Source organism: Gardnerella sp. DNF01195 (genome assembly GCF_049244175.1).
Classification (GTDB): Bacteria; Actinomycetota; Actinomycetes; order Actinomycetales; family Bifidobacteriaceae; genus Bifidobacterium; species Bifidobacterium leopoldii.
In genome coordinates this window covers 1,197,620-1,212,522 of sequence record NZ_CP058383.1, presented here as the reverse complement: position 1 = coordinate 1,212,522, position 14,903 = coordinate 1,197,620, and the positions used below count along the sequence as shown (strand labels likewise).

The 14,903-nt window shown below is 43.8% G+C and carries 14 protein-coding genes; 7 read left to right on the top strand and 7 right to left on the bottom strand.

Annotation, left to right across the window (positions count from 1 at the left end):
- The first annotated feature begins 289 nt into the window (after positions 1-289).
- The 4 genes from HXT43_RS04580 to rsmD all read left to right on the top strand — a co-directional run bounded on the left by HXT43_RS04580 (position 290) and on the right by rsmD (position 4,689).
- Positions 290-1,438: a PfkB family carbohydrate kinase gene (locus tag HXT43_RS04580; protein WP_064340538.1), complete on the top strand. Its 1,149-nt coding sequence runs from the start codon at positions 290-292 to the stop codon at positions 1,436-1,438.
- A gap of 72 nt (positions 1,439-1,510) precedes the next feature.
- Positions 1,511-2,449 carry a nucleoside hydrolase gene (locus HXT43_RS04575; protein WP_410294747.1) on the top strand — a complete coding sequence of 313 codons (939 nt, stop codon included), beginning with the start codon at positions 1,511-1,513 and terminating at the stop codon, positions 2,447-2,449.
- A 60-nt stretch (positions 2,450-2,509) separates the two neighbouring features.
- Positions 2,510-3,943, top strand: coding sequence for an MFS transporter (locus HXT43_RS04570; protein WP_410294748.1), 1,434 nt, complete (start codon positions 2,510-2,512; stop codon positions 3,941-3,943).
- Positions 3,944-4,104: 161 nt separating this feature from the next.
- Positions 4,105-4,689 carry a 16S rRNA (guanine(966)-N(2))-methyltransferase RsmD gene (gene rsmD / locus HXT43_RS04565; protein ID WP_410294749.1) on the top strand — a complete coding sequence of 195 codons (585 nt, stop codon included), beginning with the start codon at positions 4,105-4,107 and terminating at the stop codon, positions 4,687-4,689.
- 487 nt (positions 4,690-5,176) lie between these two features.
- Here rsmD and trmD read toward each other — a convergent pair whose 3' ends face one another.
- From trmD to cysS, 7 genes are all read right to left on the bottom strand, one after another.
- Positions 5,177-6,061: a tRNA (guanosine(37)-N1)-methyltransferase TrmD gene (gene trmD / locus HXT43_RS04560; protein WP_004574049.1), complete on the bottom strand. Its 885-nt coding sequence runs from the start codon at positions 6,059-6,061 to the stop codon at positions 5,177-5,179.
- A gap of 40 nt (positions 6,062-6,101) precedes the next feature.
- Positions 6,102-6,701 carry a ribosome maturation factor RimM gene (gene rimM, locus HXT43_RS04555; RefSeq protein WP_415707256.1) on the bottom strand — a complete coding sequence of 200 codons (600 nt, stop codon included), beginning with the start codon at positions 6,699-6,701 and terminating at the stop codon, positions 6,102-6,104.
- Between the two features lies 1 nt (position 6,702).
- Positions 6,703-6,936 (bottom strand): RNA-binding protein, encoded by a 234-nt coding sequence (locus tag HXT43_RS04550; RefSeq protein WP_004105376.1) that lies wholly within the window; start codon positions 6,934-6,936, stop codon positions 6,703-6,705.
- 2 nt (positions 6,937-6,938) lie between these two features.
- Complete coding sequence (gene rpsP / locus HXT43_RS04545; protein WP_004574047.1) at positions 6,939-7,400, bottom strand: 30S ribosomal protein S16; 462 nt, start codon at positions 7,398-7,400, stop codon at positions 6,939-6,941.
- 116 nt (positions 7,401-7,516) lie between these two features.
- Entirely contained in the window at positions 7,517-8,740 is a 1,224-nt protein-coding gene (locus HXT43_RS04540; protein WP_415707212.1) for an endonuclease/exonuclease/phosphatase family protein, read from the bottom strand.
- Complete coding sequence (ffh, locus tag HXT43_RS04535; RefSeq protein ID WP_004105368.1) at positions 8,737-10,407, bottom strand: signal recognition particle protein; 1,671 nt, start codon at positions 10,405-10,407, stop codon at positions 8,737-8,739. The genes HXT43_RS04540 and ffh overlap by 4 nt, the downstream gene beginning before the upstream one ends.
- A 75-nt stretch (positions 10,408-10,482) precedes the next feature.
- Positions 10,483-12,120, bottom strand: a complete 1,638-nt coding sequence (gene cysS / locus HXT43_RS04530) for a cysteine--tRNA ligase (RefSeq protein ID WP_410299481.1) — start codon at positions 12,118-12,120, stop codon at positions 10,483-10,485.
- A 193-nt stretch (positions 12,121-12,313) separates the two neighbouring features.
- On the opposite strand from cysS, the gene HXT43_RS04525 reads away from it, so the two are divergent.
- The 3 genes from HXT43_RS04525 to coaD all read left to right on the top strand — a co-directional run bounded on the left by HXT43_RS04525 (position 12,314) and on the right by coaD (position 14,890).
- A complete protein-coding gene (locus HXT43_RS04525; RefSeq protein ID WP_004105363.1) occupies positions 12,314-13,651 on the top strand; it encodes a nicotinate phosphoribosyltransferase in 1,338 nt (445 codons plus the stop codon).
- 233 nt (positions 13,652-13,884) lie between these two features.
- Complete coding sequence (locus HXT43_RS04520; protein WP_119527012.1) at positions 13,885-14,214, top strand: DUF3039 domain-containing protein; 330 nt, start codon at positions 13,885-13,887, stop codon at positions 14,212-14,214.
- 127 nt (positions 14,215-14,341) lie between these two features.
- Positions 14,342-14,890 carry a pantetheine-phosphate adenylyltransferase gene (gene coaD, locus HXT43_RS04515; protein ID WP_032835291.1) on the top strand — a complete coding sequence of 183 codons (549 nt, stop codon included), beginning with the start codon at positions 14,342-14,344 and terminating at the stop codon, positions 14,888-14,890.
- The last annotated feature ends 13 nt before the right edge of the window (positions 14,891-14,903 follow it).

Genomic DNA, 14,903 nt, shown 5'->3' with positions numbered 1-14,903 from the left:
AATTCTAAAGTTCTGAATTTGCTCGCAAAATATCTTATAAAATTAAAATATTATATGAATAAAATATCCTATAAAGAAAAGTATAAAGAAAAAATTATTGCATATTTATGCACTTAATTTAGTAAAAAATACTGTAAGAAACTATTTTTAATTGATAATTAATATCAACTTTTGTTAGATATAATATAAAAAAACAACAAAATTACATAAATTTACGTGCATATTATGAGAATTGTGAATATCCTAGATAGTAGGCATCATTTGTAATCACAATAGAGATGAGGCGACAATGACTGAACGCGAACAACAAATCTTGACTTGGATTCAACAAAACCCGATGATTAGCCAGCAGGAACTTGCAAATCTCGCAGGAATTACTCGTTCAGGTGTGGCCGCTCATATTTCCAATTTAATTCGCAAAGGCTATTTACGAGGTAAGGGATATATTGTTACTCCTCCAAGTTATGTGACTGTTGTTGGCGGAATTAGCATGGATGTTCTTGGCATTGCTTGCGGAGATTTGATGGATTACACGTCTAATGCCTCCCACGTGCGCTACATGCTAGGCGGTGTTGGAAGGAATATTGCAGTCGCGTTGGAGCGTCTTAATATTCGCACAAGCATGGTTTCTGTCTACGGTGGCGATCACAACGGAGAACTTTTCCGCATTGATGCTGCTGCAAACGGCTTAGATATCGGTTATGCGAAGCAACTTCCTGAGTCGATGACTGCTTCGTACATGTATGTTGGTGACGCTTCTGGTCAGCGTTTGCTTGCTTTAGACGATATGAGTATTTACGATCACATGACTCCTGATTTTTTGCGTGAGCGTATGTCTATTATTGAAAATGCTGATATTTTGGTGTTGGATACTAATATTCCGCAAAAGTCAATTGAGTGGCTATGTGACCGTTATCGCCGTCCTATTGTTGTTCGTGCAGTTACGGATGCAAAAGCTCCTCGAGTGCTTTCTAGATTGTCTCGTATTGACACTCTTATTTTAGATACTGCTGAATCGCAGGCTTTAACTGGCATTAATGCTGTTGACGAGCGTTCTGCAATTCGCTGTGCGAATGTGCTTCTCAAGCGTGGAGTAAAACGTGTATTTGTAAATGCCGGTCGCGCAGGAGTTGCTTATGGTGTTGCAGATGAGGGAGTGTCGTTCTATCCTGTCCCAGTCAAGCGCGTCCAGAGAATGATGCTAACTCGCGGAAATAGCAATGCTGGTGTTAAAGCAGTCGGCAACGACAACGGTTCTAGCGATGCTGCTACTGCGGCGCTTATTTACGCGCGATATAACGAATTTGATTCTTCAAAAACTGGCAGATTTGCGGTTGCTGCTGCAGCTTTGAATACTGAATCTATGCAGCCTGTACATGAGTCGTTTAATCCAGAACTTATTTCTCAACGCATGACGAATATTCATGAGCATGCTTAATTTTGCGTTCTTATGCGAAGTGCATTCGTCACGATTTGCTTCCAAAATACATGTGTTTATGAAGGAGTTAGTATGACTTCCATCATCCTAGATTGTGACCCTGGTCATGACGATGCGATGGCAATTTTATTAGCTGTTGGCAATCCTAGTATCGATTTGCTCGGCGTAACTACGGTTGGTGGAAATCAAAGCCTAGAAAAAGTAACATACAATGCTCGAGCAACTCTAGAAATAGCTCATGCAACTAATATTCCAGTTCATGCCGGATGCGACCGTCCTATGGTTCGTCCTCTAAAAGTTGCTGCTGCTGTTCATGGAGAAACAGGATTAGACGGAGCAAATATTCCAGTGCCAACTAAACCTTTGGATAGAGGGCATGCTGTTAACTGGATTATTGACACAATTATGAGCCATGAGCCTGGCACGATTACGCTTGTACCAACCGGACCTCTTACGAATATCGCTATGGCTGTGCGATTGGAGCCTAGAATTGTCAGCCGCGTTAAAGAAGTAGTTCTTATGGGTGGTGGCTATCATAGCGGCAATTGTAGTGCTGTTGCTGAGTTTAATATTAAGACAGATCCTGAAGCTGCGCATGTTGTGATTAATGAAAATTGGCGAGTTACGATGGTTGGCTTAGACTTAACTCACCAAGCTTTGTGCACTTTAGAGATACAGAAGAAAATTAATTCTATTGGAACGCCTGTTTCTAAATTTGCTTGCGATCTTATGGATTACTTCCGTAAAGCTTATAAGAATAATCAAGATTTTGTTGATCCTCCAGTGCATGATCCTTGCACAGTCGCTTATTTGATCGATAAAAGTGTTATTAGCACAAGGCGTTGCCCACTTGATGTTGAAATAAACAGTGACTTAACTCTTGGCATGACCGTTGCAGATTTGCGTGGCACTGAACCTTCTGAAGAAGAATGCCATACGCAAGTTGCTACAAAACTTGATTTCGATAAATTCTGGAATTTGATTATAGATGCGATTAAGCGCATTGGATGATTGTTGGTGACTTTTGAATGACGTTTGAATGACTTTACGTAATTAAGCGGAGGTTAGATTATGGTTGAGGTTGAATCTCCAACATTTTCTACGCGTATGCTAGATAAGGGTGGACGTTCCGTTTTGGCGTTAATGGTGGCGTTTCTTGCTGCTATCTTTGCGTTCCAGCTAAACGTTTCTATGCTTTCGCCAGTATTGACGACGATGTCAAAAGAACTTCATACTACAGATACTCAAATCGCTTTAACGCAAACAATATTCTTTACTGCTGCAGCATTATTTTCGCTATTTTTGCCGCGATTGTCTGATCTAATTGGGCGTAAAAAAGTACTTTCCGGAATTCTTATCTCAACTCTTTTTGGAAGCATTATTTCTGCGCTAGCTCAAGACGTTAATATGCTTATGCTTGGACGTATTTTGCAAGGTGCTTCCGGTCCTGTATTGCCAATGTGCTTAATTATGTTGCGCGTGCGCGTACGGCAAGAAAAAAGTTACGCAAAGTTGATGGCAATATTAAGTTCTGTAAATGGCGGTATTGCTGGATTTGATGCTTTATTAGGTGGTTGGCTTGCCAGTAAATACGGATTCCGTTCTGTTTTCTGGATTATGGCTTCAATCGCAACTATTGCTGTTATTATGATTATTGTTTTAGCTGATGAATCTCGCTCGGATGCTACTAGCAGAATGGATTGGCTAGGAGTTGTAACGCTCGGAATTGCGTTTCTTGCAATATATCTTTCTATTAATGAACTTAGTAATAAACTAGCTAAATCTAACTGGCTTATGGTGCTTATTCTTGTGCTTGTTGCTGTGTTGTTTTTCGCAATATTCTGGAAAATCGAAGTTTTAAGCGCGGCTCCGCTGGTTTCTACAACATATATGAAGCAGCGTCGTACATGGGGTTTGCTTTTGTGCACTTTATTGACAATGACTGGCGTGTTTGCTTTGATAAATGGCGTTGTGATAAAGCTTGCTAACGATAGTAAGTTTGGTGCAAATATTGGCACAAATATGGTAAGTTTCGTAACTCTTACTCCTTACGCAATTATTGGGCTATTGTTTGGCACTATTTCGGGCGTGCTTGCTGCAAATTACGGGTACAGGCTTGTGTTGCGTATTGGAATTGCGTTTAGCATGATTTGTGTTGCTTTTGGTGTGTATGTTGCTTATATGCCGTCTGCTTGGGCTTTGGTGCTGTTTTCAGTGTGGGTAGGTGTGAGCTATTCTGGCATGGCAAATATTATGCTTAATGGCTTAGGTATTGTGCTTTCTCCAAAAGATAATCCGGGATACTTGCCGGGTATGAATGCTGGAGCTTTTAATTTGGGAGCCGGCTTAAGTTTTGCAATTTTGTATGCTGTGATGACGAATGTTGCGTCTTTAAGTGGCGTAACATGCGGATACGCTGCTGCGATGGTTGCCGGCGTCGTTTTGCTAGCTTTTGCGCTTGCTTGCTCGTTCTTAATTCCAGATCCTAAGGCTGCGGATAAGTAATATTGTAAAGTTTCTGCCGTTTTTTGGCGCGCAAACGGCTTTTCCTTTACACAGCTGCACAGTTTCTGCCGTTTTTTGGCGCGTAGCCGACCGAAACTTTACACGCGCGTAAAGTTTCTGCCGCCACGTGTGTGTCTGCAGGTTCCAGCTAAGCTATAAGTATGCACATTATTGCTGGACGTTTTAAATCTTTGCCGCTTACTTCAGCGCAGTCGTGTACAAGACCTACTACAGATCGCACAAAAGAAGCGATATTTTCTAGGCTCGATTCGTGGGATGTTATGCACAATGCGCGCGTACTTGATCTATTTGCTGGCACGGGAGCACTCGGAGTTGAAGCGCTATCTCGTGGCGCGCGTGAGCTTGTTTCTGTTGAAGCAAATTCGCAAGCAGCTGCGCTTATACTTCGTACGTCGAAAGCGTTGCAGAGTTCAAAGGCTTGGGATTCTGCGCTTTCTATGAGGGTTCTTCGAAAGCGCGCGGAGCAGTTCGTTGCGGATTATAGTGGGGAAGCGTTTGACTTGGTTTTTATTGATCCGCCTTATGCTTACGAAACTGCGGATTGCGAAAGTTTATTGGCTTCGATGATTGCGAGCGGAGTTGTGAGCGTTTCTGCAGATACGTTGATTGTGTTGGAGCGTAGCGCGCGAAGTGTTTTGCCGACTATGCCTGAAGGTTGGGAGCTGTTTGATACGCGTAATTACGGAGAAACTTCCGTGTTGTTTATTCAGTCTTCTCGCGACTAATTTATTTTTCGGCTTCGTTACAATCTGTTTTCGCACTCAGGCTGTGGCGCGAGTTTTGGGGGATTTCTCTCCTCGCACGTCCCGTCCTTCAGTCGCTTTGGCTGTTAGATGTTTTGCTGTCTGCTTTGTTCTTTAAAGAACGTTGCTCCATCAGTCCTCTTTTAGTGCTCGTAGAGAAATCCCCCAAACTCTGCGTGTTTAATCTTTAATAACCGTGCTCATCGCAGAGATTTTTCGATTTTTCTTCTTCGCTTGGCGAATCAGCAGCCTGCGGCTCTGACGTTCGCCGCGCTCAGTGCGAAAAATCTCAAATCTCTACCACACGAATATTAGTACATTGAAGTTAGCGTACTAAACAGGTGGTGGTGTTATGGTGAAGGGATTTTGTGTTGTACGTGCGGCAGCAATAATGTTAGTGTTCTCTAATCAACAAGTAATTAACGTTAGCAGGGCAATACTGTTGCCGGAGTATTTCTGGCTTTTGTTGCTAGAGTAAGTTTTTGCGCGGATGATCGCCAGAAACTTCCCATCCGAGCGACATAAGTGTTTTTCGATCCGCCTTATCTATCTTGTGGCAGTCCAATTTTTCAATCAAATCAGGTCGAATTTCGCTTGTGCGAGATATAGCTTCATCTCGACGAAAACGATCAACTTTGGCGTGATTTCCGGAAGTGAGTATTTCCGGAACGCTTATACCTCGCCAAGTAGTTGGACGCGTGTATTGATGGTGTTCCAAGAGTGCGTCCGATCCTGTGTACGACTCTTCAACAATCGACTCAGGATTTCCCATAAACCCAGGGATTAAGCGTGTAATTGCCTCAAGCATAACGCTTACTGCAACTTCTCCGCCATTTAGCACGTAATCGCCAATTGAATACTCGCGTACGTCAATTCCTTGCGCGCGGTAATATTCTGGAATCCTAGCGTCGTAGCCTTCGTATCTGCCGCATCCAAACACCAAATGATTTGCGTTGCTTAATTCCGTTGCGTCTTTTTGCGTAAATAGTGGGGCAGAAGGGTTCGGGAATATAAGGATTGGTTTAGTTGAGTCTATTTTATTAGGCGCGATTCTTGCTTCTGCGCAACTATCGCACGTATCGCAACTATCGCACGTATCACACGTATTTTTTACTTCAGATTTTGGCAAGTTAAGCAGCTCGTCTAAGCATTCCGCCCAAACTTCAGGCTTCATAACCATGCCAGCGCCACCGCCAACCGGCGTGTCATCAACCGATTGATGCACATCGTGAGTCCATTTGCGTAAATTGTATGCGCGAATTTGCAATAAACCATTATTTTGCGCTTTGCCTAACAAACTTAGGTCTAGCATGCGAAAATATTCTGGGAATACGGAAATAATATCGATGTCCATCATAAGGCACTCTACTACGAAAACTACAAAACTACGAAAACTACAAAAGCCCCGGAATTAAACCGCCAGGAGGATCAATAGTCAAATACCCGTTTGCAACATCAACTTCCGGCACAATAGCTTCAACAAATGGCACGAGCGCTGTTTTATTCTCTTCGTCAATCGGATGATCTAAACGGATTTTCAGTAACGATTGCGCGCCGTCGAGCACATCCACGACTTTTCCAATAACTTTAGGAGTAAGCCCAAGCTGATTTTCTTCGCACAAACGCGCTTGCAAACCGACCAAATCCTTAATATACCAAGCATTTTCAGCAGCAAGCTCTTGCGCATCTTCTGCATGCACATACAATTCAGTGCCATTAAGTGCTTCCGCATCGTTGCGATTTTGTGATTCTTCGAATAGTAAAATCCAACGATTTTTGAACGTTCTTGCGTTCTCAATAACGAACTCGCGCTCGCCGTTTGCAGTGCACAATATATTTCCAGGCTCAAAACGTTCATAAGGCTCATCTGTAAAAATTTGTACAGTGACTTCACCTCTTAAACCTTGGGCTTTACCGATACGACAAACCCTCAGCAGGTCATTACGACTTTGCTGAGGGTTGTCAAAAGATTGTTGGTCTAATGCCACGTTCATCTCACTTACGTACGTCCATAATGTCAACGCGCACATTGTGGTTGCTCAAAGCTTGCACAACAATGCGAATTGCATTAGCGGTACGACCATTGCGTCCAATAACGCGACCGATATCTTCAGGATTCACGCGTACTCGAAGCAATTCGCCGCGAGCATTTTCGTGAGAACGTACCGACACGTCATCTGGAAAATCTACGATGTTCTTAATGAGATGTTCAACAGCTTGAGCCAGCATGATTACTCAGCCTTTTCCTCGGCTTCGGCAGCTTCAGCTGGGGCTTCTTCGGCTTCGTTTGCAGCGGCTTCAGCTGCAGCCTTAGCCTTAGCAGCGGCTTCAGACTTAGCGGCCTTCAGCTTCTGAGCTTCAGCTTCAACAGCTTCAACGCGAGCCTGTGCGTCTGGGCCAGCTTCAGAAGTCTTCAACGTGCCTTCGGCGCCGTCGAGACCCTTGAACTTCTGCCAGTCACCAGTGATCTTCAAGAGCTTCAACACTGGTTCGGTTGGCTGTGCGCCAACGCCAAGCCAGTACTGTGCGCGCTCAGAATCAATCTGAATCATAGATGGCTGCTTGTTTGGATCGTAAACGCCGATCTCTTCGATGGACTGACCGTTGCGCTTGTTGCGTGAATCAGAAATGACTACACGGTAGAAGGCATAGAACTTCTTGCCCAATCGCTTAAGACGAATCTTGGTTGCCAAAATGGCTCTCCTTATAACTAGAGTCGTGGAATTTCGTTCGGGTGTGGGGCACTCCTTGCGAGCTTCCACATGTTCCTCACGTGGTCGGGAAGAGGGCGCCGATTCACGCGAATAACTTATCTATTATGCCTGCGCGCTTGGACGTTTTTATCTAGTGATTGTAGGTCGATTGCTGCGATGTAGGCTAGGTGATCAGTGCCGTCAACAACTATATTCTTTTGCCATAGTGCGTTAGATTTACAGTTTTTTGCGCAAAATAGCACATGGTCAAGTGTAAGATTTGGCCACTTAAGCCATGTAGGCCATGTGCGTAGACGCTTTCCAATTGAAATTGCAACATCTGTAAATCCGTATTTCAAAAGAGATCGAAAGCTTGGGTGATCGACTGTTGAATTAAGATCGCCAGTAACAATAGTAAGAGTTGCTAAATCGCAAGTTTTCGAAGTGGATTCGTCAACGCATTTGTTAGTGCATTTGTTAGCGGAATCAGCGGAAGAATCAGTAGCGAAATCGTTAGAACAATAAGTAGCACAATAAGTAGCAGAATCAATAGTCGCAAGTGAGCGAATTCCATTACTCCAAGCAGCACACCCACGCATCGGTGACTTTGGATGTGCAGAAGCAAATTTCACTACAACTTTTTCAGTTGCACCAAAATCTAAGCAAGTCGTAACGCTTGGTACGCTTGCAGCTTCAATTTTTACGGAATTATTGCAAGTAGAAATCGCGGAATATTGCGTAAAAATAGCGTTGAATCCGCCGTTATTATGCTCACTTTGCGCGCCTACGCACGAAGTTGGAAAAATCTTGTATATTCCAAGTTTTTCAAGATTTTTTACTAAAGACTCGCTTAATTCTTGTAAAAGTAACGTATTTACGTGATATTTTTTCGTTATTTCTATTATTTCGGATGCGCTCGCTTTTCCGTATCTGCAATTAAGAGTCATCACGCGTATTTCTTGATGCCGTTTCTTGCAGCTTTTGCGCGACGACCTGCTTTCGTGCAACCTACGTAATTTTGCAAACCAGTACGGCGTATGCGACTTAAGCGAAATCAAAAATAGCACAGCGTACGCAATACATAAATATCCGTAAGATTTCGCGTAAGATTGCGCTAAATTAAGCGATTTCGTCACTTTTTCTGCGCAGCATGTATACAGCAAAAAACCGCCAAAATTACACAAAAACAGTGCTCCCATAACGTAAGTTGCAAGTGGAAGCAGCGCAATAATATACGGAAGTGGGTTATATTTATCCGCACCTGTTGGCAGCCAACGCATCAACTGCCACAAAAGAAGCGGCACAAATATAACCCACAAAAACGCCAATACTAAAATCATCGACCGAATAAGCCAGCTAATCCGCCGCCAAAGTTAGGTGGCAGTTGATTATCTTGATTTGCATCTTCGGAATTCATAAGTTCCTTAAGTCCTTCAGGAAGATTCTGAAGATTTGGTTGCTGCGGCTTTGCAAAAGCAGAACCTGCAACATCGTCGCTAGTAGATTCGCCAGAAAGACGCTCACGCAACGCGCGCTCTTCAGCTTCCCTGCGCATTGGATTTCCGGACTTTCCGCCCTTCTTCTTGCCTTTCTTGTCTTTGCGCTTCGACTTACTGCCGGCTCCACCGAAGCCAGGAATTCCGCCCATGCCAGGCATTCCAGCGCCTCCGCTCATTCGCTTCATCATTTTTGCAGCCTGCTCGAAACGTTGCAAAAGTGCATTAACTTGCGAAACGCTCACACCTGAACCAGCAGCAATTCTCGCGCGGCGAGATCCGTCAATAATCTTTGTATTTCTACGCTCTTGAGGAGTCATAGAGCGAATAATTGCCTCAGTTCGGTCAATTTCCTTATCGTCAAACTGCTCAAGCTCCTGACGGTGAGCTGCCATTCCAGGCATCATGCCCAAAAGCTTCTTCATTGAGCCAAGCTTACGAACTTGCTGAAGCTGCTCCAAAAAATCATCCAAACCAAAGCTGCCTTCAGCTATTTTTGCAGCAGCCTTGCGCGATTCTTCTTCGTCGAACTGCTTCTGTGCGTGCTCAATAAGCGTCAAAATATCGCCCATATCGAGTATGCGTGAAGCCATTCGATCAGGATGGAAGATTTCAAAATCCTTCAAACCTTCACCTGTAGAAGCAAACAAAATCGGCTTTCCAGTAACGCTTGCAACCGAAAGTGCAGCACCGCCTCGAGCGTCGCCATCAAGCTTAGAAAGCACAACGCCAGTAAAGTTCACGCCATCGTTAAAAGCTTGAGCAGTGCGAACAGCATCCTGACCAATCATTGCATCAATAACAAACAGCACTTCTTGCGGTTGCACGGCATCGCGAATATTGCGTGCCTGCTTCATAAGCTCTTCGTCAACACCCAAACGACCTGCGGTATCAATAATCACAGTGTCATACATTTTTTCGCGCGCATAATTAATAGAATCGCGCGCAACTTTAACAGGGTCGCCTTTAGTGAACCATGGCAAAGAAATCGCGCTTCCACCTGTTTGCACACCCTTTTCTGGAGCAAATACAGGAACTCCTGCGCGCTCGCCAACAACTTGCAGCTGTGTGACTGCATTAGGTCGTTGCAAATCTGCTGCTACAAGCAAAGGAGTATGACCTGCATCCTTTAGCCAGTAGCCTAGCTTTCCAGCAAGCGTAGTTTTACCTGCACCTTGCAAACCTGCAAGCATAATTACAGTTGGAGGGTACTTCGCAAAATTAAGCTGCCTATCTACACCTGCGCCCAATACTTGCGTAAGCTCGTCGTTTACAATTTTCACAACTTGCTGAGCTGGATTTAAAGCGTGCGAAACTTCCTCACCAAGAGCGCGCTCGCGAATTCGAGCAGTGAATGAGCGTACTACTTCCAACGCAACGTCTGCATCGAGAAGTGCGCGACGAATCTCGCGAATTGTGCCGTCAATATCGGATTCTGATAGCTTGCCTTTGCTGCGCAAATGCTTAAAAGCATTGGAAAGGCGGTCTGTTAACGAACTAAATGCTGCCATAGTTTTCCATTCTACCTGTTGTTGCTAACGTAACTTTAGTGCAATTGCTAACTAATACTTTTGCGTTACTTTCGTTTATTGCAAATGCCAAGATGATCCTTGCGAAGTATCGACAATTACAATTCCTGCGTTATTTAACGCGTCGCGAATAGCATCTGCAGTAGCAAAATCCTTTGCTTTTCTAGCATCTGCTCTAGCTTTAAGTTGCAAAGTAATTAAAGAGTCCAAAGCTGAGTATTCTTTGCTTTCCTTGCCATTTGAGCCTTCTGCAGACGATTGATTATCGTTCGAAGCCCACGTTTTTGCGTAAGGATCCAAGCCCAAAGTATCTAACATAGCTCGCACTTGCAAAACAGCGAGATATATGAGCTTTTGTACGCTTTCGCTTTGTGCTTGTGAAGAATCTTTGCTGCAGTCGTCAATAAGAGCATTTCCTTGACGAATTGTAGTAAATATTTCTGCGATTGCGCCAGAAACGTTAATGTCATCGTTCATAGCGCGAGTAAAATCTTCTGGAAGCTCGTCTGCGTTAACAGAGTGCACTTCTTCGCAAGTTGGCTTCTTGTCAAGCAATCTGCCAGCTCTCTCAAGGAAGTTCATAATGCGATCGTAAGCCGATTTTGACTCCACCAAAGCTTGGTCGGACCACTCCAGCATTGCACGATATTGCACTGCTCCCAAAGCATAACGCACAACCCAAGCCGAATTATTTGCCAAAACTACTGGTACGGAAAGTCCATTTCCTAAGGATTTGGACATTTTTTCACCTTTTGCGGTAACCCATGCTGAATGCATCCACACATCAGCGCTTTCCCAGCCAGCAGCACGCGTTTGTGCCATTTCGTTTTCGTGGTGAGGGAAACGCAAATCCAGGCCGCCTCCGTGAATATCGAAATCCTCGCCAAGATATCGATGGCTCATAGCAGAGCATTCAATATGCCAACCAGGGCGTCCCTCGCCAAAAGGAGTTTTCCAGCGCGCATCCGGCTGATCGAAATCGCAAGGTGCTTTCCAAAGTGCGAAATCCCTAGGATCATGTTTGTCTGGTGAAGCATCTGCAGGATCTGTTGGATTGTAAATATCGTTTTCAGCAGCGTCTACGCTTGGACCCTTTGCGTCTGCAATAGCTGCGGCTTCGTCTGCGCAAGTTTCATTTTGGTTCTGATTTTGGTGTGTTAATTCGCCGTAATGCTCCCAACTTGGCACGTCAAAATAAACATTTCCAGTAGGATTTCCGTCGCTGTCATTAATAACATATGCGTGACCGCGCTCAATCAAACGCTCAATCAGCTCAACCATGTCTGTAATATGACCTGTTGCGCGCGGCTCAACTGTTGGCGCAAGTACCCCTAAAGTATTGTAGGATTTTGTAAATTCGCGCTCGTAAATATATGCTCGTTCCCACCAATTTTGCCCTGATTCATTGGCTTTTTTCATAATTTTGTCGTCAATATCTGTGACGTTTCTAACAAACGTGACTTTGTAGCCTAAACGTAGCATCCAGCGACGGATTATATCGAATGCGATCGCTGCGCGAATATGACCAATATGCGGAGAACTTTGCACTGTGGCGCCGCACACGTACATGCCTACTTGACCAGGCTTTTTAGGTACGAAAGTGTTCGTTGAATGTGAAGCCGTGTTGTATAAGTGCAGGTTTTCTGCGGCTTTAGTAACTTTTGCAGTCTCTTCGTTCAAACTCTTATTAAGCATAATTGCTATTATAAATGCTTCTTTATACTCAGAGTGACTTTGAGAAGTTGCATTTCGTGCGTCGGCTCTTTAGTTAGCGATACAATTATTGCGATTTGGTTTTAGATTTAGCTTTAGTAATCCAATTAGATTCATATCTATTACTTATCTATTACCTAGCTGTTTTTATTTTGTTCGTTACGAAAGGAATATCATGGCTGAGATTTCATCTGCTCTTATGACGGACATGTATGAATACACTATGCTCGACGCTGCTCTTAAAGACGGCACCGCAAATCGCAAGTGCGTTTTTGAAATTTTTACGCGCCACTTGCCTCAAGGCCGTCGTTACGGAGTTGTTGCTGGCATGGGCCGCATTTTGGAAGAGTTGCAAAAATTCCATCTTTCGGAAGATGATTTACGTTTCTTAAGTGATCGCAAAATTGTTAGTACAGAAACCATTGAATGGCTGAAAAATTTCCGATTCCGCGGTAAAATTTCCGGTTATCGCGAGGGTGAGATGTTCTTCCCTAACTCGCCAATTTTGCAAGTAGAAGGCACTTTCGGCGAGTGCACTTTGCTCGAAACTCTTCTGCTTTCCGTTCTCAATTACGATTGTGCTGTGGCGTCTGCTGCAGCTCGCATGGTTTCTGCTTCCGCAGGACGTCCTTGCATGGATATGGGCGGCCGCCGCACGAACGAATATTCTGCAGTTGCCGCATCTCGTGCAGCAGTAATTGGCGGTTTTAAAGGTACTGCAAATCTGTTAGCTGCAAAACTTTACGGTTTAAAGGCAATCGGAACTGCAGCTCACTGCTTCACTCTTGTTCACGACACTGAGCGTGACGCTTTCACTTCTCAAATTGCAGCTCTTGGCAAAGGCACTACGCTTCTTGTTGACACTTATAATATTGAGGAAGCTGTAAAGACAGCCGTGGAAGTTGCAGGTCCAGATCTTGGCGGAATTCGTATTGATTCTGGAGATTTGTGCGCTCTGGCTCGTCGCGTTAGGAATCAGCTCGACGAGTTGGGTGCTAAAAACACAAAGATTACAGTTACGAACGATTTGGACGAGTATGCTCTTGCTTCCTTACAAAATGCGCCTGTGGATTCTTACGGCATCGGCACAATGCTTGTAACCGGCTCCGGCGCTCCAACTTGCGCAATGGTTTATAAGCTTACTGAGCGTGAGGGTGCAGATGGTGTAATGCAGCCTGTTGCTAAGCGTTCTAAGAATAAAGCGACTGTGCCTGGACGTAAATTGGCGTATCGTTCATACGATTACAGCAACGATTCTTGCGGTGTAGCTGATTGCGAACGCGTGATTTCCGGTTCGGAAGTTGCGCTCGCTCAGTTTAAGCCTAAGGATTCGTGGGAGAATCTGCTAGTTGATTACATGGTCGACGGTGAAGCTGACGAACAGTTTATGGGTCACGATGCGATTATGCGTGCCCAGGATTATTGCGCTTCTGCTTTGCGTCGACTGCCTTTGGCTGCGCAAAGTTTGATGCGCGGAGACCCTGCAATACCAACAGAAATTCAAGTACTGTAAAAGTACTGTAAATTGATCTTTTTAAAACTAAACTTTACTAAATAACTAAATAAGATTCGCAAAAGGATCGCAAATAATTTTCGCAAATAATTCATGCGTAAAGATTAGCGTTTTCGACAGCTTTTTGAGTGTTTGTTGCGATAATGCTTTATGCTTGGTTTTGCGAATAAAATTCAATTAAATTTTAGTGCGCTACGAAATTCGTTACACAATGCGTTACGAAAGGATGCGAGATGTTTTCATCTTTAGAAGCAGATAATGCGTTAGATGCTGTTATGGAATCTGGTTCGCAATCCACAGATCCAGACTCTGGTTCAGGCACAAGCACTTCTGTTCTAGAACGTCCAGAAGTTGACGAAGATGCTCGTCTAGATGATGGTGGTAATGCAGATCGTTTTGCGCACTATGTGTCAAAAGACAAAATTGACGAGTCGCGCTTAACTGGTCGACCAGTGGTAGCTTTGTGCGGTAAAGTGTGGATTCCTCGACACGAAGCAAATGACTACCCAGTTTGCCCTGAATGCAAGCGCATATACGAGGAATTAGGAAAGTTTAATTTTTAAGTAATTATGTTGCGTATTTAAGCAATTTATATTAAATGTCAGCGTTACTTCTATCTTTAACGATAAAAGTAACGCTATTTTATTAATATATTTTTGTTATGAGCGCAATGGGTGATAATCTAAAAGCATGACTATAGCTGTGTGCCCCGGCTCGTATGATCCAGTCACTGCCGGCCATTTAGACGTAATACAACGTTGTACGCATCTATTTGATGAAGTACATGTGCTAGTTGCGGTAAATGCTGCAAAGACTCCGTTATTTCCTGAATCTGAGCGCGTAAAAATTATTCAAGAAGCAATAAATAATTTGCCGCAAGCTCAGAATAGTTTCAATCGCAATTGCAAAATAGTAGTAACTTCAACAGCTGGTTTGATTACTGATTACTGTACAAAAGTTGGTGCTACAGTAATCGTAAAAGGCTTACGTCAAAACGGTGATTATGAGGCAGAACTTGGAATGGCGCTAGTGAACCGCAAATTAGCAGGTATCGAAACGCTTTTTCTGCCTGCTGATCCTGTGCTTGAGCATGTTTCAAGCTCTGTGGTTAAAGATGTTGCTCGTCATGGGGGAAATGTTACTGGCATGGTTCCAGATAACGTAATACCCTTATTAAAAAAGCTTTTTAATGAACAATCATTAGGTGTAGATAATAATTCATCTATGCTGAACAATTGAACAGGAGAGTAGA

Bases quoted from the DNA above. Each gene is read 5' to 3' on its own strand.
- HXT43_RS04580 (WP_064340538.1), top strand. From the start codon at position 290: ATGACTGAACGCGAACAACAAATCTTGACTTGGATTCAACAAAACCCG.
- HXT43_RS04575 (WP_410294747.1), top strand. From the start codon at position 1,511: ATGACTTCCATCATCCTAGATTGTGACCCTGGTCATGACGATGCGATG.
- HXT43_RS04570 (WP_410294748.1), top strand. From the start codon at position 2,510: ATGGTTGAGGTTGAATCTCCAACATTTTCTACGCGTATGCTAGATAAG.
- rsmD (WP_410294749.1), top strand. From the start codon at position 4,105: ATGCACATTATTGCTGGACGTTTTAAATCTTTGCCGCTTACTTCAGCG.
- trmD (WP_004574049.1), bottom strand. From the start codon at position 6,061: ATGGACATCGATATTATTTCCGTATTCCCAGAATATTTTCGCATGCTA.
- rimM (WP_415707256.1), bottom strand. From the start codon at position 6,701: ATGAACGTGGCATTAGACCAACAATCTTTTGACAACCCTCAGCAAAGT.
- HXT43_RS04550 (WP_004105376.1), bottom strand. From the start codon at position 6,936: ATGCTGGCTCAAGCTGTTGAACATCTCATTAAGAACATCGTAGATTTT.
- HXT43_RS04540 (WP_415707212.1), bottom strand. From the start codon at position 8,740: ATGATTTTAGTATTGGCGTTTTTGTGGGTTATATTTGTGCCGCTTCTT.
- ffh (WP_004105368.1), bottom strand. From the start codon at position 10,407: ATGGCAGCATTTAGTTCGTTAACAGACCGCCTTTCCAATGCTTTTAAG.
- cysS (WP_410299481.1), bottom strand. From the start codon at position 12,120: ATGCTTAATAAGAGTTTGAACGAAGAGACTGCAAAAGTTACTAAAGCC.
- HXT43_RS04525 (WP_004105363.1), top strand. From the start codon at position 12,314: ATGGCTGAGATTTCATCTGCTCTTATGACGGACATGTATGAATACACT.
- HXT43_RS04520 (WP_119527012.1), top strand. From the start codon at position 13,885: ATGTTTTCATCTTTAGAAGCAGATAATGCGTTAGATGCTGTTATGGAA.
- coaD (WP_032835291.1), top strand. From the start codon at position 14,342: ATGACTATAGCTGTGTGCCCCGGCTCGTATGATCCAGTCACTGCCGGC.